27 protein-coding genes are annotated in these 26,731 nt (G+C 38.1%); 19 read left to right on the plus strand and 8 right to left on the minus strand.

Features of this window, described 5'->3' with window-relative positions; genetic code table 11:
• The first annotated feature begins 110 nt into the window (after positions 1-110).
• The 4 genes from PGN18_RS01730 to PGN18_RS01745 all read left to right on the plus strand — a co-directional run bounded on the left by PGN18_RS01730 (position 111) and on the right by PGN18_RS01745 (position 4,284).
• Positions 111-1,766: a M1 family metallopeptidase gene (locus PGN18_RS01730; protein WP_335317645.1), complete on the plus strand. Its 1,656-nt coding sequence runs from the start codon at positions 111-113 to the stop codon at positions 1,764-1,766.
• Between the two features lie 160 nt (positions 1,767-1,926).
• Entirely contained in the window at positions 1,927-2,658 is a 732-nt protein-coding gene (locus tag PGN18_RS01735) for a head GIN domain-containing protein (RefSeq protein WP_335317646.1), read from the plus strand.
• A gap of 405 nt (positions 2,659-3,063) precedes the next feature.
• The gene (locus PGN18_RS01740) at positions 3,064-3,837 is read left to right on the plus strand and encodes a hypothetical protein (RefSeq protein WP_335317647.1); all 774 of its coding nucleotides are present in this window, start codon (positions 3,064-3,066) and stop codon (positions 3,835-3,837) included.
• On the plus strand, positions 3,838-4,284 hold the full coding sequence (locus tag PGN18_RS01745) for a DUF1572 family protein (RefSeq protein WP_335317648.1): 447 nt from the start codon (positions 3,838-3,840) through the stop codon (positions 4,282-4,284). It begins immediately after the preceding gene.
• 222 nt (positions 4,285-4,506) lie between these two features.
• Here PGN18_RS01745 and PGN18_RS01750 read toward each other — a convergent pair whose 3' ends face one another.
• On the minus strand, positions 4,507-5,397 hold the full coding sequence (locus PGN18_RS01750; protein WP_335317649.1) for a hypothetical protein: 891 nt from the start codon (positions 5,395-5,397) through the stop codon (positions 4,507-4,509).
• 87 nt (positions 5,398-5,484) lie between these two features.
• Complete coding sequence (locus PGN18_RS01755) at positions 5,485-6,192, minus strand: DUF2490 domain-containing protein (protein ID WP_335317650.1); 708 nt, start codon at positions 6,190-6,192, stop codon at positions 5,485-5,487.
• A gap of 891 nt (positions 6,193-7,083) precedes the next feature.
• Here PGN18_RS01755 and fabV point away from each other — a divergent pair.
• The 5 genes from fabV to PGN18_RS01780 all read left to right on the plus strand — a co-directional run bounded on the left by fabV (position 7,084) and on the right by PGN18_RS01780 (position 11,300).
• Positions 7,084-8,277: an enoyl-ACP reductase FabV gene (fabV, locus tag PGN18_RS01760; RefSeq protein ID WP_335317651.1), complete on the plus strand. Its 1,194-nt coding sequence runs from the start codon at positions 7,084-7,086 to the stop codon at positions 8,275-8,277.
• A gap of 94 nt (positions 8,278-8,371) precedes the next feature.
• The gene (locus tag PGN18_RS01765; RefSeq protein WP_335317652.1) at positions 8,372-8,911 is read left to right on the plus strand and encodes a GNAT family N-acetyltransferase; all 540 of its coding nucleotides are present in this window, start codon (positions 8,372-8,374) and stop codon (positions 8,909-8,911) included.
• A 330-nt stretch (positions 8,912-9,241) separates the two neighbouring features.
• Positions 9,242-9,694 carry a cold-shock protein gene (locus PGN18_RS01770; RefSeq protein ID WP_335317653.1) on the plus strand — a complete coding sequence of 151 codons (453 nt, stop codon included), beginning with the start codon at positions 9,242-9,244 and terminating at the stop codon, positions 9,692-9,694.
• Between the two features lie 510 nt (positions 9,695-10,204).
• Positions 10,205-10,891: an SIMPL domain-containing protein gene (locus PGN18_RS01775; RefSeq protein WP_335317654.1), complete on the plus strand. Its 687-nt coding sequence runs from the start codon at positions 10,205-10,207 to the stop codon at positions 10,889-10,891.
• Positions 10,892-10,985: 94 nt separating this feature from the next.
• Positions 10,986-11,300 (plus strand): hypothetical protein, encoded by a 315-nt coding sequence (locus PGN18_RS01780; RefSeq protein ID WP_335317655.1) that lies wholly within the window; start codon positions 10,986-10,988, stop codon positions 11,298-11,300.
• A gap of 98 nt (positions 11,301-11,398) precedes the next feature.
• Here PGN18_RS01780 and serS read toward each other — a convergent pair whose 3' ends face one another.
• The gene (gene serS / locus PGN18_RS01785) at positions 11,399-12,670 is read right to left on the minus strand and encodes a serine--tRNA ligase (RefSeq protein ID WP_335317656.1); all 1,272 of its coding nucleotides are present in this window, start codon (positions 12,668-12,670) and stop codon (positions 11,399-11,401) included.
• Positions 12,671-12,789: 119 nt separating this feature from the next.
• On the opposite strand from serS, the gene rsmI reads away from it, so the two are divergent.
• The 8 genes from rsmI (at position 12,790) to PGN18_RS01825 (ending at position 18,765) form a co-directional block, all read left to right on the plus strand.
• Entirely contained in the window at positions 12,790-13,503 is a 714-nt protein-coding gene (rsmI, locus tag PGN18_RS01790; RefSeq protein WP_335317657.1) for a 16S rRNA (cytidine(1402)-2'-O)-methyltransferase, read from the plus strand.
• A 38-nt stretch (positions 13,504-13,541) separates the two neighbouring features.
• Positions 13,542-14,195, plus strand: a complete 654-nt coding sequence (locus PGN18_RS01795) for a PH domain-containing protein (protein WP_335317658.1) — start codon at positions 13,542-13,544, stop codon at positions 14,193-14,195.
• A 51-nt stretch (positions 14,196-14,246) separates the two neighbouring features.
• Positions 14,247-14,498 carry a GIY-YIG nuclease family protein gene (locus tag PGN18_RS01800; protein ID WP_335317659.1) on the plus strand — a complete coding sequence of 84 codons (252 nt, stop codon included), beginning with the start codon at positions 14,247-14,249 and terminating at the stop codon, positions 14,496-14,498.
• Between the two features lie 174 nt (positions 14,499-14,672).
• Positions 14,673-16,301 carry an apolipoprotein N-acyltransferase gene (gene lnt / locus PGN18_RS01805; protein WP_335317660.1) on the plus strand — a complete coding sequence of 543 codons (1,629 nt, stop codon included), beginning with the start codon at positions 14,673-14,675 and terminating at the stop codon, positions 16,299-16,301.
• Positions 16,294-16,755, plus strand: coding sequence for a DinB family protein (locus tag PGN18_RS01810; protein ID WP_335317661.1), 462 nt, complete (start codon positions 16,294-16,296; stop codon positions 16,753-16,755). The genes lnt and PGN18_RS01810 overlap by 8 nt, the downstream gene beginning before the upstream one ends.
• 3 nt (positions 16,756-16,758) lie before the next feature.
• Positions 16,759-17,265: a signal peptidase II gene (gene lspA, locus PGN18_RS01815; RefSeq protein WP_335317662.1), complete on the plus strand. Its 507-nt coding sequence runs from the start codon at positions 16,759-16,761 to the stop codon at positions 17,263-17,265.
• Positions 17,266-17,394: 129 nt separating this feature from the next.
• On the plus strand, positions 17,395-18,144 hold the full coding sequence (locus PGN18_RS01820) for a M57 family metalloprotease (RefSeq protein WP_335317663.1): 750 nt from the start codon (positions 17,395-17,397) through the stop codon (positions 18,142-18,144).
• A gap of 204 nt (positions 18,145-18,348) precedes the next feature.
• A complete protein-coding gene (locus tag PGN18_RS01825) occupies positions 18,349-18,765 on the plus strand; it encodes an OsmC family protein (protein ID WP_090983017.1) in 417 nt (138 codons plus the stop codon).
• 302 nt (positions 18,766-19,067) lie between these two features.
• Here the strand turns inward: PGN18_RS01825 and PGN18_RS01830 are convergent, their stop codons facing one another.
• Positions 19,068-20,708, minus strand: a complete 1,641-nt coding sequence (locus PGN18_RS01830; protein ID WP_335317664.1) for an NAD+ synthase — start codon at positions 20,706-20,708, stop codon at positions 19,068-19,070.
• Between the two features lie 56 nt (positions 20,709-20,764).
• Positions 20,765-21,439 (minus strand): porin family protein, encoded by a 675-nt coding sequence (locus PGN18_RS01835; protein ID WP_335317665.1) that lies wholly within the window; start codon positions 21,437-21,439, stop codon positions 20,765-20,767.
• Positions 21,440-21,467: 28 nt separating this feature from the next.
• Here PGN18_RS01835 and gldB point away from each other — a divergent pair, with 28 nt between their 5' ends.
• Positions 21,468-22,502, plus strand: a complete 1,035-nt coding sequence (gene gldB, locus PGN18_RS01840) for a gliding motility lipoprotein GldB (protein WP_335317666.1) — start codon at positions 21,468-21,470, stop codon at positions 22,500-22,502.
• A gap of 58 nt (positions 22,503-22,560) precedes the next feature.
• Entirely contained in the window at positions 22,561-23,331 is a 771-nt protein-coding gene (locus tag PGN18_RS01845) for a patatin-like phospholipase family protein (RefSeq protein WP_335317667.1), read from the plus strand.
• A 111-nt stretch (positions 23,332-23,442) separates the two neighbouring features.
• On the opposite strand, the gene PGN18_RS01850 is transcribed toward PGN18_RS01845, so the two are convergent.
• The 3 genes from PGN18_RS01850 to PGN18_RS01860 all read right to left on the minus strand — a co-directional run bounded on the left by PGN18_RS01850 (position 23,443) and on the right by PGN18_RS01860 (position 26,727).
• Positions 23,443-24,159 (minus strand): 2-phosphosulfolactate phosphatase, encoded by a 717-nt coding sequence (locus PGN18_RS01850; RefSeq protein ID WP_335317668.1) that lies wholly within the window; start codon positions 24,157-24,159, stop codon positions 23,443-23,445.
• Between the two features lie 90 nt (positions 24,160-24,249).
• The gene (gene gcvT / locus PGN18_RS01855) at positions 24,250-25,329 is read right to left on the minus strand and encodes a glycine cleavage system aminomethyltransferase GcvT (protein ID WP_335317669.1); all 1,080 of its coding nucleotides are present in this window, start codon (positions 25,327-25,329) and stop codon (positions 24,250-24,252) included.
• Positions 25,330-25,524: 195 nt separating this feature from the next.
• Entirely contained in the window at positions 25,525-26,727 is a 1,203-nt protein-coding gene (locus PGN18_RS01860; RefSeq protein WP_335317670.1) for a glycosyltransferase family 4 protein, read from the minus strand.
• Positions 26,728-26,731: the final 4 nt, after the last annotated feature.

Consider the following 26,731-nt stretch of genomic DNA (forward strand, 5'->3'; position numbering starts at 1 on the left):
AAGGAGCCGTGCAATAATTGATCGTTCCTAACGATTATTAAACAAATTAAAATATACCCAAAGTCTCGGTTGAACATATGGGCCGAGGCTTTACTCAATCAACAAACCAAATGAAAAAATTATTTATTCTTTTCGCACTTGCTTTCAGCATGCTAACTGTAAAGGCACAGTTACTGGGCAAAAAGCAGGTCAACTCCCGGGCTGATAGTCTCCGTGGAACACTTACCCCCTTGCGTACCTGTTACAACATTAATTATTACCATTTAGACGTAAAAATAGATATCGATCAAAAATCTATCGCTGGAAGCAACGAATTTGCGTTTACCGCTACGCAGGATTTCACTAAACTACAATTTGATCTTTTCGATAACCTCAAAGTAGAAAAAGTAGTGTATAAAGGTACCGATTTACCTTTCACCCGCGAGTATAATGCTGTTTTTGTAACCTTTCCTAAACCGATAAAAAAGGGAACCAAAGATAAATTTACTGTTTTCTATTCCGGTAATCCTTTAGTAGCAAAAACACCACCCTGGGATGGGGGTTTTATCTTTAAAAAAGATGCAGCTGGCAATCCATTTGTTTCTGTAGCCTGTCAGGGTTTAGGAGCGAGTGTATGGTGGCCCAATAAAGATCACCAGAGTGATGAGGTAGACAGCATGCTAATTAGCATTACTGTTCCTAAAACCTTACAGGAAATATCTAATGGCAGACTGAGAAATACAGTAGATCAACCTGATGGTTGTAAACAATACAATTGGTTTGTTGCTAATCCCATCAACAACTACGATGTTACTTTTTACATTGGCAAATATGCCCATTGGCAAGATAGTTATGATGGCGAAAACGGCAAGCTGAGCATTGATTACTGGGCCCTGCAAACTGATAGCGCCAAAGCCCGCCCACATTGGGATGCCGATGTTAAGCCCATGCTAAAATGTTTTGAATATTGGTTTGGCCCATACCCATGGTACAAAGACGGTTATAAACTGGTTCAGGCACCACATTTGGGTATGGAACATCAAAGTGCAGTTGCTTACGGAAACCAGTTTAAAAAAGGTTATTTAGGTAAAGATTTAAGCCGTACAGGACATGGCTTGAAATGGGATTTTATTACCATTCATGAGAGTGGCCACGAATGGTTCGGTAACAACATTACCGCAAAAGATATCGCCGATATGTGGATCCACGAGGGTTTTACCAATTATTCGGAGGTGCTGTTTACAGAATGTACCGAAGGTAAAGCTGCGGCTAACGAATATGTAATCGGACTACAGAAAATTATCGAGAATGATATACCATTAATCGGTCCCTACGGTGTAAACAAAGAAGGTTCTGGCGATATGTATCCAAAAGGTGCTAATCTGGTGAGCATCATTCGCCAACTCATTAATAACGATGAAAAATTCAGACAGATTCTCCGTGGATTGAACAAAACCTTTTATCACCAGACAGTAACCACCGCACAGGTTGAAAGTTACGTAGCCAAACAGAGCGGCTTAAAATTAGATAAAGTGTTCGATCAGTATCTCCGTCACACCCAGCCACCTGTTCTGGAATATAAAATCAGCAATGGTATACTATCGTATCGTTGGCTAACTGATGTTAAAGGATTCGATATGCCCGTACGTGTAACCTTAAAAACCGGCGCATATACGTTGATCAACCCTACCAATAATTGGAAAACCATTGCAGTAGATCCCAGTATAAGCGCAGATAATTTTAAACACGATCCATTGTTTTATATCAATACAAAAAAATCGGGTTAGATCTTAAAGAAGTCAAGTTTTTTGAAACTTGACTTCTTTGTTAAGACACAATCAAATTTCTGATAACGAGAATTAAATGTTGTGTTACGCAACTTTTTGGAAAAACCAACGTCTTATAGAAAAAAGCGCATTATTTATCTAAAAAACAAAATCTATAATCATGAAAAAAGTATTTGCCATATTATTAGCCTCCCTAGCACTAAGCTTTAGCATTAATGCAGTCGCAAAAGATCAGACCAGCATCGTCACTTCCAAAAATAACAGTGACGACAGAGAAGTAAAAAACTTTAATGGCGTTGCTGTAGCAGGTCCTATAAATGTAATTGTAACGCTTGGGAATAACGAAAGCTGTCGTTTAGAAGGTGATGCCGAAGCACTAGCAACAATTGTTACTGAAGTTAAAAGCAATATTTTAGTGATCCGTCCGCAAACCAGCATCACCAGTTGGTCGAGAAAATATGAAGGCAAAAAAATCACGGCTTATGTATCAGCCAAAGAATTAGCGAGTTTAACGGTTAGTGGTGATGGAAGTTTAACCGTAAATGGAAAAATCAGCACAGGTAATCTAACAACCACCGTTAGTGGTTCAGGAAATATTAAAGCGACAGCAGATGTAGATAATTATAGTGGTGTGATTAGCGGATCGGGAGCAATTAATATTACCGGAGGTGCCGACCATTCGAAAGTAGTAGTCAGCAGTTCCGGCACTTTTGCAGGCAAATCTTTTGCTACAAAAACATTAACCAGCACCATTAGCGGTTCAGGAACGGTGAATATTGCCGTAAGCGATAGCATTAAAGCAGTTATCAGTGGATCAGGAAGCGTTAATTATTCAGGCAATCCAACTGTTGATAAAACGGTTATTGGGTCAGGCAGCGTAAGAAAAGTATAACATCAGACTCATGATCTAAGCAAGAACGCTCCAGAGAAATTTGGGGCGTTTTTTAATATCTCTCTAATCACTACCATGGTTCGTGTCTTCACGAACCACAATTGCAAATCGGTAGAGAATCAGGGGCTACCACGGCTGTCGTCCGCCTGCACGGGCAGGGAATTAGGATAGAAAGGTCTGCCTAAGTAATTTAAACCTGACAGGAGCGGGCACGAACGCAGTGAAGTAAAGCGGATGGCAGGGCTTTCGGAACCGATGCACTCAGGAACCTGCTTTTCAAAAAGGAAATTGTATTTCAACAAAACAACTGTCGGTACTGCAAAAAGATTTATTATGATGCAAAAACACGTCATACGAAGTGGTATTCAGCTCAAAAAATTATATTTGCTTAATAGCCTCCATCTAATGAAAAAAATATTTTTAGCCTTTTTATTAATCTGCACAACCAGCCTTCTTTATGCCCAGAATCAAACACTCGATAAAAAATACCGCCCAATAGTTGCCGATTTTATCAAAGTTGTTAAAAGTGGAAATGTAGAAAAGCTGTGCAGCAAAATTAAGTATCCTTTAAACAGGGCATACCCTATTCCGCCAATTAAAAACAAACAGGAATTTATTAAGCGTTACAAAGAAGTATTTGATGATAACTTGATCAAAAAGATCATTACCAGTAAAGCTGAAACCGATTGGAGTGATGTTGGTTGGCGTGGCATTATGTTACTGCGTGGTGATTTATGGCTTGATACCGATGGAAAATTAATCGCAGTTAATCACCAATCGAGCTTGGAATCAAAAGAGAAAACCAGGTTGATCAATGTGAATAAAAACAGTGTTCATCCATCAATTGGCAATTTTGAACAACCAGTTCTTGTTTTCGAAACTGCTCAGTACCGGATCAGGATTGATGACCTGGGCGACGACAATTACCGCTATGCTTCATGGCCCATAAAAAGTAAAATAAGCGATAAGCCTAAATTAATTTTAACCCATGGAAAATTTAGGCCTGATGGCAGTGGCGGAAATCATAATTATCAATTTAAAAGCGGCGACTACGTATACACCTGCTTCATCATTGTAATGGGCGAAAAAGATGCTCCCTCTGCACAATTGGTTATTACTAAGGCTGGAAAAGAAATATTATCGCAGTCTGCGAAAAAAATCAACCCTTTGTTGCAATAAATGCTTACCGAAACACTAAAAAAACTTTTTAACCGGGATCTTAGCAAGCTGAAATCCGAAATTGAAGCTTACCAAAATGAGGAGAATCTCTGGCGGATAGGCCATGGCATTGCAAACCCGGCAGGGAACCTCTGCCTGCACCTAGTGGGTAACCTGAATACTTACATCGGCGCAGTTTTAGGTGGCACCAATTATGTTCGAAACCGCGAACTGGAATTTTCATTAAAAGATATCCCAAGGCAGGAGCTGATCAACATGATTGAAGCAACTATAACTGTTGTTAGCGAAACTTTGGGCAATATGAGCCAGGAGCAGATGGATAATGAGTATCCGATACTGGTATTTGAAGAAAAAACGGCTACCGAATTTTTCCTCGTTCACCTTACTACACATTTAGCCTACCACCTGGGGCAGATTAATTACCACAGAAGATTGTTAGATGAGTAATAGAGATAAGGGTGAGATGTTAACGAACTATCCAAGATCACTGCGATTCTGAAGATTAAGGAGGAAATCTTTAAAACTACACTAAAATACGTCTCCATTTCGCTGGTTAGCCTACTGCATTATCAACATTAGCCAAGTGAATTCCCCGTGCATTCTGTGTTTTCGCGGCAATTTTTTAAATGGTACCTTTAAAAAAAGGAGGCTAACCTCCTTTAACATGTTTTAAAACTGAACCCCGAACAACCACATATTTTCAATATAATTAATTTTCTGACTGGCATGGTCATATTCATCCCAACCTGTGGTATGTACATTTGTTAAATTAGTGCCACCAAATTTTGTGGTATTCTGAAGGTAAACATTTTTCCAAACATAAAACTTAAGTCCAACTTTTGCCGAGAAGCCGTAACCCGAAATGCTGAAATGGTTATTTCTGCCCTGGCCAAAAAGGCGTACATCAGAGCGTGGCACCATTAAGCCACCACCAAGACCCGTTTCTAAAGTTAAAGAAGTATTGCCACCAGGTGCAACCCAGATATCATCGTAACGCTCAACTTCAATATTGGCATAATTGAAGCCATCGGTATGCTCGTAAGTAAGCATATTTTCTTTTACGTTAATACTTTGTCCGTTATAATCACCAGCTATGCTTCCTGTGGGCGTGTTTGTTGGCGAAATATTAGAACCAATATGACCATAAATGGTGACTGTTTGGGGAATATCCATTACATATTTCATGTGATCCCAGCCAATGGAAATGCTGTAATTATCTTTAATAAAATATCCGGCGCGGATATTATATTGTGGTACAGTAATTAAACCCGGATTTAAATAACTCCAGCTCAATTTCGATTGCCGATCGTGTGCAACTACATCTTTTAACGTAAAATCGTAATTAGGTCCCTGAAACCTGATATCACTTTTACCATACCAGGAACTATTATATCCCCAATGGAAAAAGAAATCGCCTTTTCGCGAAAAATTTCTCTTAAGCTCTGGATTAAATAAGCTTTTCGAAGTTGGTGTATGGTCTGTTGCTGAACCTTGAATCTCTTGTGCCTGCATCCGCTTGCCAAACAGGAATGCTAAAAAAAGAATGGTAATTTTTTTCACATGGCAAATTGAGCAAAAAGGCTAGTCATTTACAATAGCTTTAACATTTCGCCCAACCTCGTAGAGTGAAAAATGACTTTAAAACCATTAAAACCTGGTGTATATGGCTAATTGAATGATGTTATTAACTGTATTGTTTGAAAGACCGTGCGTGGCCTGGTTCATGTAACCGGCTTCCAGATCGACCTGTTTAGAAAAACGATAACCTGCAGCAAGGTATAACCTGTTCTGATCAAACACACTATTATTGATTTTGCTTTTGTTCTGAAGATTTAAAAAAACCTCATTTTGTAAAGCAACAAAAACGCCCTTTGTGAAAGCAGGTTGCGTTTTTTGTAAGGGCTGTATCAGTCTTATAAAATAACGGAACCTCTGCGAAAACACATCTTCTCCCGTCCTACCAATAAAACGTTGTTCAAGCCTAAACCTATGACTGACAAATACCGGGCTGATTTTATGATTGTAAATATACTGTTCAAAAATACGGTGTTCGTGGAGGGTAAGATTTGCACTTCCAGTCATTTCAGTTGTGGTGGTTTGCCAGAGATACCCCAACGCAACATTACTTTTATTATTGATGAAATATTGCAGCGCAGGCCTCACCAAAGTATTCCGCACATAACCCCAATCATCAGCTGAACGTGCCTGAAAATCAAATTGCAATCCCCATTTATCATTGAACTTGGTGTTATTTAAAAACATAAACCAACCCGAATTTTGATGTTGAGTTTGCGCATATAGCTTTCCAGCAGCCATGATGAGTACCATCACGACAGACAATAATATTTTTTTCATAATAGATAAACCGGTTTTACCTGTGTGCCGCTAAATTAGTAGAAATATGTTAAAGTCGGAAGTCAGGGGTCGGAGGTCAGAGGCTTAATCGCCCGAACCATACCTCCAGCTTTGCGCGCGCTGCGAAAACCTTTGCCCACTTTGCGGTTAAAAAAAGTCAGAGCTCCGGAGACGGAGGTCAGAGGTTTAATCGCCCAAAACATACCTCCAGCTTTGCGCGCCCTGCGAAAACCTTTGCCCACTTTGCGGTTAAAAAAAGTCAGAGGTCCGGAGACGGAGGTCAGAGGTTTAATCGCCTAAACCATACCTCCAGCTTTGCGCGCCCTGCGAAAACCTTTGCCCACTTTGCGGTTAAAAAAAGTCAGAGGTCCGGAGACGGAGGTCAGAGGTTTAATTGCCCGAACCATACCTCCAGCTTTGCGCGCCCTGCGAAAACCTTTGCCCACTTTGCGGTTAAAAAAAGTCAGAGGTCCGGAGTCGGAGGTCAGAGGTTTAATTGCCCGAACCATACCTCCAGCTTTGCGCGCCCTGCGAAAACCTTTGCCCACTTTGCGGTTAAAAAAAGTCAGAGGTCCGGAGACGGAGGTCAGAGGTTTAATTGCCCGAACCATACCTCCAGCTTTGCGCGCCCTGCGAAAACCTTTGCCCACTTTGCGGTTAAAAAAAGTCAGAGGTGCGGAGACGGAGGTCAGAGGTTTAATTGCCCGAACCATACCTTCAACTTTGCGCGCGCTGCGAAAAACCATTGTCCACTTTGCGGTTAAAAACAAATTTCATTTAAGGTTAAAGAATTAAAAATATATCTTCGTTAAAGATTTGGACATTAAGGCATTTTCCATCACCTTAAAATTGTGCTTATTTTAACATTACAAAACGTAAAAAAGAACAAAAATGATTATTGAACCTAGAATGAGGGGCTTTATCTGTTTAACTGCACATCCTGATGGCTGCGCGCGAAACGTAAAGAATCAAATTGAATATGTAAAATCTAAAGGTGCTATAAACGGTCCTAAAAAAGTATTGGTGATTGGCGCATCAACAGGTTTTGGTTTAGCTTCACGCATTACTGCTGCTTATGGCTCTGGCGCTTCTACCATTGGCGTATTTTTTGAAAAAGCACCTTCCGAAGGGAAAACGGCATCACCAGGCTGGTATAACACTGCTGCCTTCGAAAAAGAAGCCCATGCTGCAGGTTTATATGCTAAAAGTATAAATGGCGATGCATTCTCTAAGGAAATTAAAGAAAAAACCATTGAACTGATCAAAGCTGACCTTGGCCAGGTCGATCTTGTCATCTATAGCCTGGCTTCTCCGGTAAGGAAACACCCTGATACCGAGGTATTGCACCGCTCTACCTTAAAACCTATAGGTGGTACCTATACCAATAAAACTGTCGATTTCCATACAGGTAATGTGAGCGAAATATCCATTGAGCCAGCTACTGAAGAAGATATTGCCAATACCGTTGCGGTAATGGGCGGCGAGGATTGGGACATGTGGATGGATGCTTTAAAAGCAGAGAATCTACTTGCCGAGGGGGCTACCACAGTAGCTTATTCGTATATCGGCCCGGCATTAACCGAACCGGTATACCGCAAAGGAACCATTGGAAGAGCTAAAGATGATTTAGAAGCAACGGCGTTTAAAATAGCTGATAAATTAAAAGATATTGATGGCAAAGCTTATGTATCAGTTAACAAAGCATTGGTAACTCAGGCAAGTTCTGCCATCCCGGTAATTCCGTTATATATTTCATTGCTTTACAAAGTGATGAAAGCAGAAGGTGTTCATGAAGGTACAATTGAGCAGATCCAACGTTTATATGCCGATCGATTATACACCAGCAACCCTGTTCCTGTTGATGAAAAAGGAAGAATCAGAATCGATGATTGGGAAATGCGTGAGGATATCCAGGCTAAAGTAGCCAAACTTTGGGAAGAGGCTACAACTGAAACCTTACCTGCAATAGGCGATTTACCCGGCTACAGATCTGATTTTTTAAGCTTATTTGGTTTTGAAATTGATCAGGTTGATTATCAAAAAGACGCCCAGGAAGTAGTAGAAATTGAAGGTTTAGTAAACTAGTTTATCCGTCACCCTGAACTTGTTTCATGGTCTACATCATAATTTAATCACAAACGGCTGGCCTTAAAACCAGCCGTCTTTATGTCCGAGTCATATGAATTTCGATTTACAGCCGACGTTGGTAAACGATTTGATTACTGTAGTTCCCTTAAAAGCAGAAGATTTTGATAGCCTCTTTGCAGTAGCTTCCGATCCTTTAATTTGGGAGCAACATCCCAATAAAGACCGTTATAAAAGAGCGGTATTCGAAAACTTCTTTAAAGGTGCAATAGCATCAAAGGGTGCATTTATCGTTTACGAAAATGGAACTAATAAAGTTGTGGGCAGTTCCAGGTACTACGATCTGGATGAAAGTCACTCTTCAGTTGCGGTTGGCTATACCTTTGTTGCGCGTGAGTTTTGGGGTAAGGGACATAATAAGGCTTTAAAAACCTTAATGTTTAATCATGCTTTTCAATTTGTAGATCAAGTAATTTTACATATTGGTGCTACAAATTTCCGTTCGCAAAAAGCAATTGAAAAATTAGGCGCTGTTAAAATCGCTGAATTAGAAGTTGCCTATTATGGTGAACCTTTAAAATGGAATTTTGTATACCAATTGGTTAAAGATAAATGGCGAAACCGGGCATCATAAAAATGAACTACAGATTTTCACAGATAAACACAGATTTTATTTTCCTTATTGTGCTCGTCCTTTTCATATGTGATTAAAAATTGGAAACAATTGCACAGAGGTTAATAGTCTTGAGTTGCCGTCCTTTCGAGGGGGAATACAACGCATTGGAGAAATCTAAAAAATATTGAAAATGCGCTCTTTTTCTGGCAAACATGTTGCCTAATTATCTGTTTTACCCTAATGATAACAGCATCACCGAATAAAATCGTGTTTATGCTTAAGTATTGTTATCTTTGTGTAATTCTCCATTCCACTCACCTTTCAAAAAACAAAACAATTAAATAAAATATGGCTAAATCTCAGGCAACATACAGTAAAAAAGAGAACGAAAAAAAACGATTAAAAAAACAAAAAGACAAACAAGAGAAAAAAGAAGAGCGTCAGGCTAATGCCAAAAAAGGTTTATCGCTTGAAGATATGATGGCTTACGTTGATGAAAACGGAAACATCTCTTCTACACCGCCAGATCCGAAGAAAAAGAAAGTTATTAATACAGAAGATATTCAGATCGGTATTTCAAGACAAGAGGACATTGTTGATGAAAATCCTGTTAAAAAAGGAACAGTTACTTTCTTCAACGACAGTAAAGGCTACGGTTTTATTAAAAACACTGAAACACAAGACAGTATTTTCGTTCACGCAAACGGTTTAATCACCCAGATTAAGGAAGGTGATAAAGTTACGTTTGAAGTAGAAATGGGTCAAAAAGGACCAACAGCAGTTAAAGTATCAAAGGTTTAACTACCACAACCAAATTCTTTTTGCAATTCCCGATTGCAAAACATGATTAAAATTCTGCAGAAAGCTCTGCTGCGCCAGGTTTTATAACCATTTTATAATTCCGTCTATTTAAGCATAAAACCTTGCGCATATTTTTTTCATCTGGTATTCTCCCCAGGAAGTGCAACTTAATTTTGAAGGAATTTAGCTTACTAAGAACAGGACATCTAAATTATTCTGAAATTTATTAATCCAAGAATGCCTGCTAGCTAATTTTTCCTCACCAACCACGGAATAATTTATCATACTGTAAATAAATCAGATAGGATTATTAAAAGGAAAAATTGTAGCCTTTAATTCGTGATAATCGTTTATGCGATAAAAAAAATAAAATCTCGGTGTGGAATTTGCATATGATTTACATCATTACAGTACACACAAAGAAATTAGGTTATGAAACCTGCATAAGCAACAAAAGCTAATTACAAAAAGCTTATGCAAGCTTTATAACCATTAAAAACACTACAAATTATGAAAAAGTTAATAGCACTAGCACTGGTTGCATTTTTAGGTTTATCGTCAGCGATGGCTCAACAAGTAGATTTACGCAGAAAAATTAGCGTAAGCGGCACAGCAGAAACAGAAGTTACCCCCGATATCATTTACATTGGCATTTCGCTTAAAGAATACCTGAACGGAAAGAAAAAAGTAGACATCACAACATTGGAAAAACAATTGTATGCCGCTATACAAAAAGCAGGTATTGCAAAAGAAAATTTAACTATCAGCAACTTAAGCAGCTGGAATTATGAAACGGAAAAAAAGAAAAATCCCGATTTCTTGGCCAGCAAACAATATCGTTTAAAAGTTAACGATCTGAACAAATTCAATGCTATACTGGAATCTATAGATGCCAAAGGAATTGCCAATACAAATATCGAAAGCTACGATTATTCTAAAATCGAAAGCTTAAAAAAAGAGCTTAAAGTTAAAGCTTTATTAGCCGCAAAAGAGAAAGCAGCATATATGGTTGAAGCACTAGGTAATAAATTAGGTAGTGTGATCGAAATACAAGATGGCGGAGATAATGTAATGCAGCCAGTTTACAGAAATTATGCGATGAAAGCTGAAATGGCTGATGCTTCCAGCGCACCTGAGATTGATTTTAAAAAAATTAAACTGAATTTTACAGTAAATGCGATTTTCGAGATCAAATAATTTTAATAATTAAATTAATGCTTTTAAAACCTACCAAGAACATTTTGGTAGGTTTTTTGTTACATAAAGATTGAACACTAAAAAATTAAATATTATGAAAAAATTCATTTACACGCTAGCGCTGGTTTTCTCTTTAGGCATTAGTTTTAATTCAGCTCAGGCAGCTGATAAACCTGCGAAAAACCCAACAGAATTATCTGCAGAACAAGCGGTGAAACTGGAAAGAATCAAAACCCGTGTTGAAGAAATCAGAGACATGGACAAATCTAACTTAACAAGAGCAGAACGTAAAGCTTTACGTAGCGAGTTAAAAGAATTAAAAGGTCAGGCTCGTGCTATTTCTGGTGGCGTTTACCTTTCCGTTGGTGCAATCATTATCATTATTTTATTATTGATTCTGATTTTATAATTGCAAAAAACACATCTATCTATAAAAACAAAAAGCTTTGCATCAATGCAAAGCTTTTTTTATTAGGACTATCGCCACTGCTGACGATTTATCGAACCTTAATCAATCATATCAAACCCCGTATATTTCACCAAAGCTTCCGGAATTTTAATTCCATTCTCAGTTTGATAATTCTCTAAAATCGAAGCCACGATACGCGGTAAGGCCAATGCGCTTCCATTTAAAGAGTGCGCAAGCTGTGCCTTGCCCTCTTTTCCTTTAAAACGTAGTTTCAAACGGTTACTCTGGTAGGTTTCGAAGTTTGAAACAGAAGAAACTTCCAACCAACGCTCCTGGGCAGCACTCCATACCTCCATATCGTAAGTCATAGCAGAAGTAAAGCCCATATCACCACCACATAAGCGCAATACGCGATAATGTAATCCCAGTTCTTTCAATAAAGATTGCACATATTGGCTCATTTCTTCTAAAGTTTCATATGATTTATCCGGATGGGTAATCTGAACAACTTCCACTTTATCAAACTGGTGTAAGCGGTTTAAACCACGCACATGGGCTCCGTATGAACCTGCTTCCCTTCGGAAACAAGGCGTATAAGCTGTGTTTTTAATTGGGAGATCTTCTTCCTTAACAATTACATCACGGTATAAATTGGTTACCGGTACTTCTGCTGTTGGGATTAAATACAAATCATCAATAGTTGAATGATACATCTGTCCTTCCTTATCAGGTAACTGGCCAGTCCCAAAACCTGAAGCCGCATTAACCAAATGAGGCACCTGCATTTCTTTATAACCTGCAGCAGTAGCGTGATCTAAAAAGAAATTGATCAGTGCGCGCTGTAACTTCGCTCCTTTTCCTTTATAAACCGGAAAACCTGCACCGGTAATCTTTACGCCCAACTCAAAATCGATGATATCATATTTCGCAGCAAGCTCCCAATGCGGTAAAGCTTTGCTTGGTAACTGGGCAGGTTCACCATGCGTTAAAACAACCTCGTTTTCTTCCGCAGTAGATCCTGGTTTTACCAAATGATAGGGTAAATTAGGCAACTGAACAATCAAATTGTGCTGAGCAGCTTCTAACTCATTCAATTGATCACTCAGGCTTTTGATATTTTCTTTGTGAGAAGCTGTTTGTGCCTTAATGGCTTCGGCTTCTTCTTTTTTACCGGTACGCATTAAATCGCCAATCTGTTTGGCGGCTGCATTAGCTTCAGCAGAAATATTATCCAGGGAAGTTTGGGTAGAACGGCGGTCTTCATCAATTTTAATGATTTCATCTACCAATTCTGGTTGTTTAAAATTACGGATACTTAAACGTTCTAAAACTTTCTCTCTATTTTCGCGGATATAGTTAACTTGCAGCATTATTTAATTTTTTAAGCAAAGATAATAATTAAGTCGTCATTGCGAACGCAGTGCGGCAATCTCTCCACAAAAAGATTGCTTCGTCGTTCCTTCTCGCAATGACGGACACATAAAAAAATATGGATGGCAAACTCTTTCTCGTACCAACGCCCATAGGCAATTTGGAGGATATGACCTTTAGGGCAATCCGTATATTAAAAGAATGCGATCTGATCCTGGCAGAGGATACCCGCACCAGTGCCCCGATGCTCAAACATTTTGGGATTGACAAAAGAGTTTTCTCACACCATCAGCACAATGAGCACAAGGCCACGTCAGAAATTATTAGGTTTTTAAACGAAGGACAAAAAATTGCCCTCATATCTGACGCCGGAACACCTGCTATTTCAGATCCGGGTTTTTTCCTCGTACGCGAAGCCCTAAAAAATGATATTGCGGTAGAATGTTTACCTGGCGCAACAGCTTTTGTACCTGCATTGGTTAATTCGGGCTTACCTGCTGATGCATTTTGTTTTGAAGGTTTTTTGCCAGTTAAAAAAGGCAGGCAGACCAAATTTAAAAAATTGGCCGAAGAAGAGCGTACCATTATACTTTACGAAAGCCCGCACCGTTTATTAAAAACCTTGGAAGAATTTGCACAGTATTTAGGTGCAGATAGGCAGGCATCGGTAAGTAGAGAGCTCACGAAGATGTTCGAAGAAACTGTTCGTGGAACTTTGCTTGAAATAAAATCACACTTTGAAAACAACACTTTAAAAGGAGAATTTGTAATTTGCATAGCGGGTAAGCCCCCTGTTAAAAGCAAAAACAAATATGAAGATGCCGAAGAGTAGCATCAAAAACATAACTAGCACCACATTTTAAAAATATTATGATGAGTATAGATAGATTTCTTAGTGACGAGCAAGACCCAAAAGCGGTTGAAAAAGTTATTGGAAAATTAAACGACCTTTTAACCACAGGCGAAGAACTTTTATATTTAGCCGTACAGAAAAAACCAGCGGTAAACTTATTACCAGATAGCATTGCCATTTCAAATAAGCGCATTTTTTATTGTGAACCAGGCAATCTGGGCTTAACGATGAATTTTAAAGATATTTCATGGAAAAGCATTAAAGAGGTTTCTTTTAAAGAAGAATTTTTTGGTTCTAAATTTATCTGTGTACCACAACATGGCGAAAATATTGTAACCGAGTTTATTCCAAAAGTACAGGCACGTAAGTTACACCAGGCTGCAAACCAGCAATTAGAAGAATATAAGGAATTGCTGCGCCAGCAAAAACTGGAAGAAAACCGTGCAACGGCCTCTCCCATTAATTTAAACGCCCAGCCGCTTGCCGAAATACCAGCTTACGAACCAGCTCCAGAGCCGGTACAACCTGTTATCCAAATAGCTGAAGTGGTAGAAGAGCCGGAAGATGAAACCACATTAAAATTACGCAAGCTTAAAACATTATATGATAAACACTTGATTACTCAGGAAGAATATGAAGCCAAAAAAGCAAATATTTTAGATAGTATGTAGACGAAATCCGTCACCCTGAATTTATTTCAGGGTCTTAATTGATTGATAAGGATGGAAAGAGGCGGATGTGTTTATATATTAACCAATTTTAAACATACGGTTCTTTATATTGGTGTGACATCAGAATTGTATTTCAGAATTAAAGAACATAAAGATAAATATCATCCTAATTCATTTTCTGCAAAATATAATTGCAATCTGTTGGTGTTTTTTAAACAATTTGACGCCATTGAAGAAGCGATAATAAGAGAAAAACAGTTAAAGAACTGGAAAAGGGGGCATAGAAATAAACTTAATAAATGAATTAAATCCTAATTGGCATGATTTATTCTTTACACTTGAATAAATGCTTCTCTAGTTGAAATCCTTAAAAGAAAACAGCATTTAAGATGCTGACCACGTAGTAGCTACAAGGCAATTGACAATACTAGTGCTACTTGTAAAATAAATTCAGCATGACGATTTTACAGCTTAGTAATGAAATCTAAACAAACCTACCTCCTCGCCCTCTTAAGTGCATTTTTACTTTGGCTGTCCTGGCCGCCAATGCCTTTTACTACACCTTTATTATTGATCAGTTTGGTGCCTTTGTTTATTGCGCTCAATTCTATTTCATCCAATTCAGAAAAAAAACAGGGCAAAAGCATTTTCCTAACGGCAGGTTTAACTTTTTTAGTTTGGAATACGGCATCAATTTATTGGGTATACAATGCAATAAGCGCTTACAACGGCACAGCAGTGGCGCTTCCTGTTTCTTTGATCCCTTTCGGCCTAGGCGCTTCATTAATGACCTTTGCTTTTTGGTTATACTATAGATTAGGTAAGTATGTAAATAAAAAGATCGCTTATCTAGGTCTGATTTCATTTTATATTGCCTTAGAATATTTGCAGCAAACATGGGATTTAGCCTTCCCCTGGATGACCTTGGGTAATGGCTTAGCAGGAATGCACCAGCTGGCTCAATGGTATGATTATACTGGTATTTATGGTGGTTCACTTTGGATTTTAGTGAGCAATATCCTGGCTTTCGAAGCGTATCAGAAATTTAAATCACAAACAGGTTACTTAAGGTTTAGAACAGCAGGGATTTGGGCTTTGATAGTCATTATTCCCATCAGCATTTCATTAACCAAATACTTTACAGCAGAACAAAAGGGTACACCAAGTAATGTGGTGGTGGTTCAACCCAATATCGACCCTTATCAAAAATTAGATAATATTTCCCCAGCCGAACAGATTAGTATATTGACACACCTATCAGATTCTATCGGTCAAACTAATACAGAGTACTTTATCTGGCCGGAAACCGCCGTTCCAAATTACGCAGATGAAGATCGGATCAGAAGCAATAATGATTTCATCACCCTGCAAAGCTTTTTATCAAAGTATAAAAACGGAACATTGATCACCGGTATAGAAAGCATTAAAATTTACCAGGATAAGAGAACAATAACCTCAAAGTTTGATAACCAACGGGGTATTTATTTTGATAATTTTAATACCGCTATGCAGGTAGAAAATTCTGCCAATGTTCAGTTTTACCATAAATCCAAATTAGTTCCAGGGGTAGAAAAAATGCCTTTCCCAAAAGTATTTTCCTTTTTAGATGGTGTTTTTGCGCAGTTAGGCGGAACTGTTGGCGGATGGGGCTGGCAAGATAAGCCAAGTGTGCTTTATGCTCAAAGTGGCATTGGGGTTGCGCCTGTGGTTTGTTATGAAAGTTTATGGGGCGATTGGATCGGTGAACAGGTTAAAGATGGGGCACAGTTTATTGCTGTTATTACAAACGACGGCTGGTGGGGAAATACTTCGGGAAAAGATCAGCACATGATGTATGCCAAACTGAGAGCCATTGAAACCCATCGGGATGTTGCGCGTTCAGCCAATACCGGAATTTCCTGCTTTATTAACCAACGTGGTGACGTCATACAAAAAACCAAATGGTGGACCAGAACTGCACTGAAGGCCAATATCAATCTGAATGACGAAATTACCTTTTATGTAAAAAGCGGTGATGTTATTGCAAAAATATTAAGTATTACCGCCATTCTTTTAGCTTTGATTATTCCTTTTAAAAAATGGATCAGGAAACCGGGCCATGCTTAAACAACAATACGATTTCATTTTATCATCCAGGAATACCCTTTTAAATTATATTGGGGGCATTTCAGAAAATGATTTTTTGACCGATAACAGTTCGTTCGGTAGAGGTTCCATCAGAAATTTGTTGGTTCATATTTGCCAGACCTATTGCGCGTGGATTGGCGAAAGGGCATTAGGCATTGAACAGGAGTTTTTACCTTTCGAAAGGTACCAAACCTTACAAGACTGCCAAACTTATTTTAAACAAGTGGATGAATATATAGGCTTATTTACCGAAAAATTTAAAGGGAAAGAGCTGCAGGAAATGGTATTGAACAGAAACGACGCGATTTTAACCGTAAATCCATTACAGTTATTTACTCATGTTGCTACCCATGAGTTTCATCACAAGGGGCAAATCATGTCGTTAAGCAGGCACTTAGGCTACACACCCGTGGATGCCGATATTATTAGATAAAATATGCAAAAAATAGAAAACCTCCGCTGGTCGGTATTGCTCTTATTGTTAACCTTAAACTTCGGCTGCGACCAGATTTCTAAAAGAATTGTACGTAATGAAATCAGTAATTACGAGAATATCAGTATTATAAAAGACCGTTTCACCCTAACGAAAGTAGAAAACACTGGCGCATTTTTGAGCCTGGGTGATAACATGCCCTATATTTTCAGGGTCATTGTTTTAACAGGCTTACCCTTATTATTTTTAGCCTACGGCTTGTATTTCCTATTCGCCAAACGTAATTTAACCATGACCATGCAAATCGCGTTGTGTTTTCTGATTGGTGGCGGCATTGGTAATCTATATGATCGGATAGTACATGGATCAGTTACCGATTTTATGCACATGGACTTATACCTCTTCCAAACAGGTGTGTTTAATTTTGCTGATATTTCAATTATGATCGGTGTAGGCATATTAATTTTACAGTCCATTAGAAATAATCAATTAAAACAGGAAATAAGTTAGGATAGCAGGTTAGATTTGAACTAACTAATTAAGACTACAAAATAATAGTCATAAAAATACATAATTGTATTTTTATGACTATATTTAGTGATGTAAAACTTAATTACGATCTAACTAAAAACCTAAACAATGAAAAACTTATTAAAAAAAACTGCCATGGTAGCCTTGCTATCAACAGTTATCCTTTCGTGTTCGAAAAAAAATGATGTTCCTGCTGACCAGGAAATCCAGACTAATCAAAATCAAAAAGTGCTGGCTTACATTAAAAATCTCGGATTTACAGATGCACAGATTGTAGAAAGCGGCGATAATTATGTGGTAGATGGCGATATTGTATTTAGCAAGAAAATGGAAGTTCCGGCTGATTACGGGAAAGCAATAACAGAACAATATTACAACGGTTATATCGTAACCAACAGCGCGAATATCCGCGTAAAAATTGATCCCTCGATAACGAGTATGACCAGCGAAATCAATTCTGCTATTAACCAATGGAATACTGTACCAAATTCTAAACTAAAATTTGTAATCACTACGGGAACGGTATATGATATCCTGATTAAAGTGGATAATACAATCGGAAGTTCTACTTGTGGACAAGCATATCTGTCCACATCAAATGGTAAAGCGGGGAATACTGTTTGGATTAATCAGGCCCTTATCCAAAACAATTCTTTTGCACAGCGTACCAGAACCATCACACACGAGTTTGGTCATACCATTTCATTTAAGCACACGAACCAATCTACCACAACGAATGTTCCTGGTGTTGGCGGAACAGATGCACAATCGCTAATGAACGGCGGACAATGCGGAAGTGGTGCTACTGTTTTATCTACGAAAGATAAACAGGCAACTGCAGTATTGTATCCTTTATAATAACAAAATCAGATAAATAACCTCAAAAGATCGTAATAAAGCGAAGCTGTTTCAAAGAAACATCTTCGCTTTTTTTAAAATACTTAACTTAAAAAGATCAGGAAATAATTTTTAGCACAATAATTTCTTGACAAAGAATCGGCAGCATTACACAAACATATTTTTATCTTTAAGTGTTAAACAATCTAAAAATAAAATCCGATCATGAAAAGAAATGCAACAGCCGTATGGCAAGGTTCTATCAAAGAAGGTAGTGGTAACATCACTACACAAAGCACTACTTTAAATAATACTCAATATTCTTTCAATACTCGATTTGCAGATGGTGTTGGTACAAATCCTGAAGAGCTGATTGCTGCAGCACACGCAGGCTGCTTTACCATGAAACTATCTGCTAACTTAACTGAAGCAGGATTTACTGCCGATAAGTTGGAAACGAAATGTGAAATCAATTTGGATCCATCAAAAGGTGAAATTGTAGAATCACATTTAACTTTAACAGCTTCTGTGCCCGACTTAACGCAGGAAAAATTTGACGAGCTGGTAGCAGATGCTGAGAAAAACTGCCCGATCTCTAAATTATTAAATACAACCATTACAGTTGACGCTACTTTAGCTTAAAATGTAATGGTAAACCGATAATAGATCGTCATTTCGAGCGGAGTGCAACGCAGTCGAGAAATCTATAACAGATCTCTCCCCGCCTGTACGGGCAGGCCTGTCCGCACAGGCGGGCATTCCACTGCGCTTCAGTCGAGATGACGACTTATCTACAATTCAAAGTTTAAATAATCAAGCGATTAACTAACAAATAAACAGTTTTCTCTTTTCATTTAATAATAGCCAAAAATAACAGAGCAATCTAGCAATCCCAACAATTACCTCCCAACTTTTAAACCATTCAACATTACAGCCTTAAAAGCCTAAGCCATATATTTCCCTACAATCGGCATTCTTCTTCCCATGCCAAAGGCTTTGGGCGACACCCTTAAAATAGGTGGTGTTTGGTAGCGTTTAAACTCAGCAATATTGACCATCTTTAGAATACGTAAAACCAATGCCTCATCAAAGCCCTGAGCGATAATGGCTTTTGAGCCTTGTTTCTTTTCAATATGCTGGTATAATATTTTATCTAAGATTTCATATTCAGGCAAAGAATCAGAATCTTTTTGATCAGGTCTTAATTCTGCTGATGGTGGTTTAACAATAGTATTCACTGGTATAATCTCGCGCTCCTTATTGATGTACTTCGCCAGCTCAAAAACCTGCAATTTATATACATCACCAATCACGCCAATTGCACCGCACATATCGCCATAGAGGGTACCATAACCTACCGCACATTCACTTTTGTTAGAGGTATTCAATAAAATATAGCCAAATTTATTGCTCATCGCCATGTTAATGATGCCGCGGATCCTAGCCTGGATATTTTCTTCTGTCAGGTTAAAAGGCAAACCTTTAAAAGCTGGAGCTAATATGTGATCAAAAGCTTCCGTAACATCTTTAATGGGCACAATTTCGTGCATACAACCAATATTATTAACCAGATCTAAAGCATCTTGAACAGAGTGATCTGATGAAAATTTGGACGGCATTAAAACGGACATTACATTCTCAGGCCCCAACGCTCGGCAGGCCAGGGCACAAACCACTGCCGAATCAATTCCGCCAGATAAACCTAAAACCGCTTTACTAAAACCAGATTTCGTAAAATAATCTTTTATCCCCAAAACCAGCGCATCATGAATTTGTTCAATATCCGTTAATCTTTCCGATTGCGGATACTTATTGCGGACGTTTTCAACCTCTTCCAGATCAAATACCTGAAGATCTTCTTCGAAATATTTCATTTCTGCTTTCATGGCTCCATCAGCATCGAAAACCAAAGAACCACCATCGAAAATGATCTCGGTCTGCGCACCAACCTGATTTACATAAAATACTGGCAGGTGATATTTTTTTGCATTGTCAGCCAATACTTTAATACGTTCATCATCATGGGTATAAGAGAAAGGTGATGCCGCGATGTTAATCATTACATCGGGCTGCTCTTTAATCAGCTCATCCATAGGATTTGAGATATACAATGGATTATCATTAATATTCCATAAATCTTCACAAATGGTCAAGGCAATTTTTTTACCTTTAAAATCAATACAGCTGAATTGTGTGGCCGGTTCGAAATAGCGGTATTCATCAAACACATCGTAAGTTGGCAATAATGCTTTTTTAACAACTGCCTTAATTTTTCCTTCCTCAATAAAATAAGCTGCATTATAAAGGTCTTTTCCCTGTAATATTTCATTTTTAATAGGCAAGCCAACAATGCAGGCAATATCTGTACAGTATTTTGCTATTTCCTGAGCCGCACTTTCGCACAACGCAATAAAGTCATCAAACTCCAAAAAATCTCTCGGCGGATAACCACAGATAGCCAATTCGGCAAAAACAATAAGATCAGCACCTTTATCTTTTGCCAATTGAATATTTTCAATTATTTTTTTAGTGTTGGACTCAAAGTTCCCTATGTGGTAATTAAGTTGTGCTAATGCTATTTTCATGTTTAATGTATCAAGGAGTGAGTATTGAGTAGTGTGTATCAAGACAGACATCCAGATTAAAAGAATACACCAAAATTAAGTGCTAAATAGTGATTTCTAACATCTCTGGCTTTGTCCGTTACAATATTAGTAAAACCATTATTAAAAGTTAATCCGGCCATGATACTGGTATTGCCCGAAATATCAAATTCGCCGCCTCCGCCAATAATTAATCCGGCACGGTAAAGTTTGATGTGATCAGATACATTTAAATTATCGCCAACAACCATGCCACCTGTAACCGCATTTTGTTTTGCACTGATATTGATTGAATTAGATAATCCAAATTGACCATACCAGCGTTTCCCATCACTTTTTACGGTTTTAAGCTTGACGGTTAGCGGCAATTCTATATATTGTAATTTGTATTTTAAATCGTAAGCTTTAGGAGTTGTACTGCCACTTGCTGTATAATAAGGCAAAACATTAGCCTCTGTACTTTTACCATTAATAGATGTAATGGTTAGAGCGGTAGAAAAACTGTAATTGGGAGCGAAATTAAAATCACCAATCAATCCATACGAAAAGCCCAAAGCTACGCCATCTGTTTTTCCTTGTTCAGGTTTAAACCAACCAAACGTTGGGCTAGCGGTTAAGCCTAACCTAAAACCATAACTGGTTAAGGGCAAATTTTGCGCCCAGGCACTGAAACTTAAAACTGATAAAATTAAAATGATCGATATTCTTTTCATGCTACAGGTGTTTATATATTTGTGATACATGATGTATAACGTAAAACACTGGCAAATTTATCTAATTTTTCTTTTTGCCATCATATTTATTTCCTGCAAACGTAGCAACCGACCTGATGTAAGTAATATTGAGGTAAACATCAAAATTGAAAGATTTGATCAAGAACTTTTTAATGGAAAAAACAAAAATATAATTGATGTGGATAAACAACTCGCGTCAAAGTATGGGGTGTTTTATGACGATTTTATTCATCGCATTTTAGACAGCAAATATTCCAACACCGAATCGTTGGGCAATTTATACCAGGATCAGGCCTACATTGATTTAAGTAAAGAAGTGGATAGTGTTTTTCCAAATTTAAAAGCACAGGAAGAGGGTTTAAACGAAACTTTTAAATACATTAAATACTATTATCCAAAAGCAAAGATTCCGAATTTTATCTCCTTTGTTTCAGGTTTTGCTTATCAAATGCCCGTGGGCGATAACTATCTGGGCATTGGTCTAGACATGTTTTTGGGCAAAGACAGCAAATTCTACAGGGCGATTGTGCAAAGTGTTCCCTTATATCTTTCCAGAAGATTTACACCAGAATATCTTGTGCCCCGTGTAGCCGAAACCTATGCACATGAAGAACTTTTTGCAGAGCCAGATGATAATAGAACTTTATTAGCTAAAATGATTTTCCAAGGAAAGATTTTATACTTTCTAGACCAGGTTTTGCCCGAAAAAGTAGGCGATTCTACCAAAATAGGGTATACCCAACAGCAAATTGATTGGGCACAAAATTTTGAAGGAGATATCTGGGCATATTTTTTAGAGAACAATTATCTGTATGAAACCGACTATCAAAAAATCCAGGTTTTTTTATCAGAAGGACCTTTTACGCCAGGTTTAGGCGAAAATAGAGAATCGGCACCAAAATTGGGCGTATGGATAGGTTGGCAGATGGTTAAAAAATATATGAAAACGCATCCCGAGATTACTTTGCAGCAATTAATGGCAGAGAATGATGCGCAGAAAATTTTAAATCAATCAAAGTATAAACCGAAACAACAGAAATAGTTTTCAGTTAGCAGTATCAGTTAGCCGATTAACCAGTTCAAACAATTAACCCAAAAAAATGAAAGTTGGCATTGTATTATCAGGCGGAGGCATTAGGGGAATAGCACATTTAGGTGTTTTAAAGGCCTTTAGTAATTTAGGCATTACCTTTAGCCACATTAGCGGCACAAGTGCAGGAGCCATTGCCGGAGCCTTTTTTGCTGCCGGCATAGATCCCGAAGAAGGCTTAAGTATTTTCCTTAAAACAAAGCTTTGGCGTTTCGTGCGTCCGGCAGTAGGTTCGCTAGGTTTAATTAATATTGAAAATACTGCTTTAATCTTAAAAGAATATTTTCCTGAAGATTCCATCGAAAAGCTAAAAATACCTTTAACCATCGCTGCCGTAAATTTTAGCGAGGGCAGGCTGGTTTACTTTACAAAAGGACCACTCATCAGAGCCATTCATGCCTCAAGCTGTATACCTGGCATTTTTAAACCTATTATGATCGATGGTCAGATGTATGTGGATGGAGGCATTTTAAATAATTTCCCTGTTGAACCTTTAATGGGCGACTGCGATTTCATTATAGGCTCATCCTGTAACCACCTCAAACCAGTTGATAAAATTACAGGCATTACCAATCTAATGGGCCGTGCAGGTATTATGTCTATCAACCATGATATGGAAAGAAAAGCTAAATTTTGCAATGTATTGATCGAACCCAAAGGCTTGGGAGCCATTAGTACATTCGACATGAAACGGGCAGAAGATATTTACTGGCTGGCGCACGAAGAAGCCCTAATTACGATTAAAAACAGCCCAACCATTTCTGAATTAATTACAAAATAAGAAATTGACTTACATAATATTTTTTTTCTGAAAAGTCTATCGTCCTCCGTTTGCAACGGGGATGGGGAGAATCGCGATTTTATCGCGAACAATAAGTATACTACAGAGAATTTAATTTTTTAAGGCTACCAATCGTTCACCCTCCAACACCGGAATTGTTTTGCACAGGTTTAGCTGTAAACAAAAAACAACATCTTCTTCTATATTCAGCTGTGCTAAGCGATGGCTATGTGATGATTTGTGAAGATATTTCCTTAAATCTTCCTTAGCCAAATTATACAGATCTTCTGCTGCCACACTGGAATCATCGAAATGCTCGAAATTTTGACGGAGATTAGTAACCACTGACCCTGCAAAAAGGGTATCCTCTAAATTAAACTGATCTTTCCAGCCTGCACAAAGCAAAAGCACATTTTTATCCTGACTTTTCAAATAATTACAAAGCGAATCTAAATTTAAGAAAGACCCGATTACAACCTGATGAGCCCTTTTCTGTGCCAAATGTAAAGCCTTGGTGCCGTTTGTAGTGGTTAGAACAACCGTTTTTCCATTTACCTTTTCGTGGGTATAAGAGAATGGTGAGTTGCCGAAATCATAACCTGCTACAACCTCTCCATTTCGTTCTGCTGCCAATAAAAATCCGCTGTCGCGATAGTTCAAACAATCTTCAACCTGAGCTACAGGAATAATCGCTTCAGCACCATTATCTATCCCATAGGTAATAGATGAAGTAGCTCTCAAAATATCGATCACTACCACGATGCTCTGCTCGATATCGTATAAATCAATCAAGGCTGGCGTTAAACAAACTTCTATTTTTTTCGACATTTCAGGAGTATTAAAGTATCAAGTAGTGAGTATTCAGTAGCAAGACAAATTCATCCTAATACTTGCTACCAAATACTCGATACTCTTTAATTATTTATAAAAAGGAAACTTAACCACTTTAGCTTTGATTGGCGTATTGCGGATTAAAATAAAAACTTCAGTTCCTTCTTTAGAAAAGTCTTTTGCAACATAGCCCATCCCGATTGCTTTTTGCAAAGAAGGTGCCTGGGTACCAGAAGTTACCTTACCAATAATATCTCCGTCGGCATCAGCAATTTCATAATCATGGCGTGGAATACCACGATCGATCATTTCAAAACCTACTAATTTCTTTTGAATACCCGCTTCTTTTTGCGCTAACAGCGCTTCTGAATTGGTAAACGATTTAGAAAATTTAGTAATCCAACCTAAACCGGCTTCAATAGGCGAAGTTGTATCATCAATATCATTTCCGTATAAACAGAAGCCCATTTCTAAACGTAAAGTATCTCGTGCCCCTAAACCAATTGGCTTAATATTATATGGCTCACCAGCTTCAAAAATGGCATCCCAGATCTGATCAGCATATTGGTTTTCGAAATAAATCTCAAAACCGCCTGCACCGGTATAACCTGTTGCAGAAATCACCACATTATCAACACCAGCAAAAGAGCCTTTTACGAAAGTATAATACTCCATTGAAGCCAGATCAACCTCCGTTAAGCTTTGTAAAGCATCAGCTGCCTTTGGTCCCTGAATGGCTAAAAGAGATGTTTGATCAGAAATATTGTGCATTTCTACCCCTTCTGTATTAAATTGTTGTATCCAGTTCCAATCTTTCTCAATGTTTGAGGCATTTACCACCAACATATAGGTTTTATCATCTATTTTATAAACCAAAAGGTCATCAACAATACCACCATCTTGATTTGGCAAACAAGAGTACTGCACTTTTCCATTATATAACTTAGCAGCATCGTTACTGGTCACGCTTTGAATCAAGTCTAACGCCTTTTCGCCTTTAAGAATAAATTCACCCATGTGACTCACATCAAAAACACCTACTCCATTACGAACAGTTGCATGTTCGGCATTAATACCTTCGTAAGTAACAGGCATATTGTAACCTGCAAATGGAACCATTTTAGCGCCTAAAGCGATGTGTTTTTCTGTTAATGCGGTATTTTTCATCCGTAAATTTTATTTTTTATGAATAATGAAGCGATACAGTTTAAATCCCAGTTATGGCGATTTTATTCTTTTTCTTCGCGGGGCAAAACTACTAAGAAAAAGACAAAATTTTGCGGTTAATTTTAAGTGGCTTTTTTAACTGATTTTCTATTCATGCGTCATGTTGAACTTGTTTCAGCATCTACTAAAAGGAATTTAAGCACTCACCAATTCCTCATAAATCTTTAACATTTTACTGGAGATTAACTGAACAGCATGATCATTTTCGACTGTTTTACGTGCATTCTCTCCAATTTCTACCCAGCGTTTAGGATTGATCACACATTGCAAGATCGAACGGTAAAACTCATCTGCAGAATCAGCAATTAAAATATCATGTCCATGCTTATAATTAATTCCCTCAGCTGCAGTGGTTGTAGCAATGATGCATTTTTTCATCGCCATGCCTTCAATAATCTTCACCCGCATTCCAGTACCAGAAATCAATGGTACAATCATAATGGCTTTGGAATTCATAAACTCCACGGCATCGAATACTTCACCTTCCACGATCAGGTTCTCAGAATCGTATTCGAAAAAATGTTTCTGCATGTTTTTCCCTGCGATATAAAACCGGAGATCTTTATTTAACTTTTCAATATCTGGCCAAATATCGTCTAAAAACCACTCCAATCCTTCCTGATTAGGCCGCCAATCCATTGCCCCCAAATGAAATAGCGTGGGAAAACTGGTTTTAGCTTTATCTACCTTATATTTTTCTAAATCAATGGCCACTGGAAAAACCGACATCGGAATTTCGCAACCAAACCTTAATATACTTTGGCGATCGGGTTCGGAAATGGCAAAAATGTGGTGAAAGCGGTTAATCTGATCCGTTTCATAAGCTTTAAGCCGTTGGGCCAGGAAAGCTAGGTATTTGCGCCTAATCAAAAACTTCTCTAAATGCGAAAGACGTTCCCATAACGTAAACTCGATGTTATGCGCCCGGTAAATCAACTTAGCATTACTATTTGCTTTAACCACATCCAGATAGGGTACCACAAATAGACCTTCGAACTGGATGATATCAAACGCATTTTCGCGTAAGAGGTTTTCCAGTTGACGCGCTGCATCCTCACTATAATACCGGGAAACATTATACGATTCGTTGGTGAAAATATTGAAAAATGCCGACCATATATTTACATCTGTATCTAAATCGTAGGTATAATATTTAATCTGTTCAAAAATAGGGTCATAAATATCTTCAATATCTACACGACCTCTTATTGGGTTCAGGCTAAACAATGTAATATCTGCACCAAGTTGCAGCAAACCTTTTATGGTGTTATATACCACAATCGGATAACCACTATTTGGCGGAAAGGGAACCCGCTTAGTAATCAACAGAATTTTCACGATG

The organism is Pedobacter terrae, from assembly GCF_036946585.1.
GTDB lineage: Bacteria > Bacteroidota > Bacteroidia > Sphingobacteriales > Sphingobacteriaceae > Pedobacter > Pedobacter terrae_C.

Bases quoted from the DNA above. Each gene is read 5' to 3' on its own strand.
- lspA (WP_335317662.1), top strand. From the start codon at position 16,759: ATGCAAAAAATAGAAAACCTCCGCTGGTCGGTATTGCTCTTATTGTTA.
- PGN18_RS01825 (WP_090983017.1), top strand. From the start codon at position 18,349: ATGAAAAGAAATGCAACAGCCGTATGGCAAGGTTCTATCAAAGAAGGT.
- PGN18_RS01775 (WP_335317654.1), top strand. From the start codon at position 10,205: ATGAAAAAGTTAATAGCACTAGCACTGGTTGCATTTTTAGGTTTATCG.
- lnt (WP_335317660.1), top strand. From the start codon at position 14,673: ATGAAATCTAAACAAACCTACCTCCTCGCCCTCTTAAGTGCATTTTTA.
- PGN18_RS01795 (WP_335317658.1), top strand. From the start codon at position 13,542: ATGATGAGTATAGATAGATTTCTTAGTGACGAGCAAGACCCAAAAGCG.
- PGN18_RS01835 (WP_335317665.1), bottom strand. From the start codon at position 21,439: ATGAAAAGAATATCGATCATTTTAATTTTATCAGTTTTAAGTTTCAGT.
- gcvT (WP_335317669.1), bottom strand. From the start codon at position 25,329: ATGAAAAATACCGCATTAACAGAAAAACACATCGCTTTAGGCGCTAAA.
- PGN18_RS01845 (WP_335317667.1), top strand. From the start codon at position 22,561: ATGAAAGTTGGCATTGTATTATCAGGCGGAGGCATTAGGGGAATAGCA.
- PGN18_RS01765 (WP_335317652.1), top strand. From the start codon at position 8,372: ATGAATTTCGATTTACAGCCGACGTTGGTAAACGATTTGATTACTGTA.
- fabV (WP_335317651.1), top strand. From the start codon at position 7,084: ATGATTATTGAACCTAGAATGAGGGGCTTTATCTGTTTAACTGCACAT.
- PGN18_RS01770 (WP_335317653.1), top strand. From the start codon at position 9,242: ATGGCTAAATCTCAGGCAACATACAGTAAAAAAGAGAACGAAAAAAAA.
- PGN18_RS01850 (WP_335317668.1), bottom strand. From the start codon at position 24,159: ATGTCGAAAAAAATAGAAGTTTGTTTAACGCCAGCCTTGATTGATTTA.
- PGN18_RS01830 (WP_335317664.1), bottom strand. From the start codon at position 20,708: ATGAAAATAGCATTAGCACAACTTAATTACCACATAGGGAACTTTGAG.
- PGN18_RS01755 (WP_335317650.1), bottom strand. From the start codon at position 6,192: ATGAAAAAAATATTATTGTCTGTCGTGATGGTACTCATCATGGCTGCT.
- PGN18_RS01730 (WP_335317645.1), top strand. From the start codon at position 111: ATGAAAAAATTATTTATTCTTTTCGCACTTGCTTTCAGCATGCTAACT.
- PGN18_RS01800 (WP_335317659.1), top strand. From the start codon at position 14,247: ATGGAAAGAGGCGGATGTGTTTATATATTAACCAATTTTAAACATACG.
- PGN18_RS01820 (WP_335317663.1), top strand. From the start codon at position 17,395: ATGAAAAACTTATTAAAAAAAACTGCCATGGTAGCCTTGCTATCAACA.
- PGN18_RS01780 (WP_335317655.1), top strand. From the start codon at position 10,986: ATGAAAAAATTCATTTACACGCTAGCGCTGGTTTTCTCTTTAGGCATT.
- rsmI (WP_335317657.1), top strand. From the start codon at position 12,790: ATGGATGGCAAACTCTTTCTCGTACCAACGCCCATAGGCAATTTGGAG.
- PGN18_RS01735 (WP_335317646.1), top strand. From the start codon at position 1,927: ATGAAAAAAGTATTTGCCATATTATTAGCCTCCCTAGCACTAAGCTTT.
- PGN18_RS01740 (WP_335317647.1), top strand. From the start codon at position 3,064: ATGAAAAAAATATTTTTAGCCTTTTTATTAATCTGCACAACCAGCCTT.
- PGN18_RS01745 (WP_335317648.1), top strand. From the start codon at position 3,838: ATGCTTACCGAAACACTAAAAAAACTTTTTAACCGGGATCTTAGCAAG.
- PGN18_RS01810 (WP_335317661.1), top strand. From the start codon at position 16,294: ATGCTTAAACAACAATACGATTTCATTTTATCATCCAGGAATACCCTT.
- gldB (WP_335317666.1), top strand. From the start codon at position 21,468: ATGATGTATAACGTAAAACACTGGCAAATTTATCTAATTTTTCTTTTT.
- serS (WP_335317656.1), bottom strand. From the start codon at position 12,670: ATGCTGCAAGTTAACTATATCCGCGAAAATAGAGAGAAAGTTTTAGAA.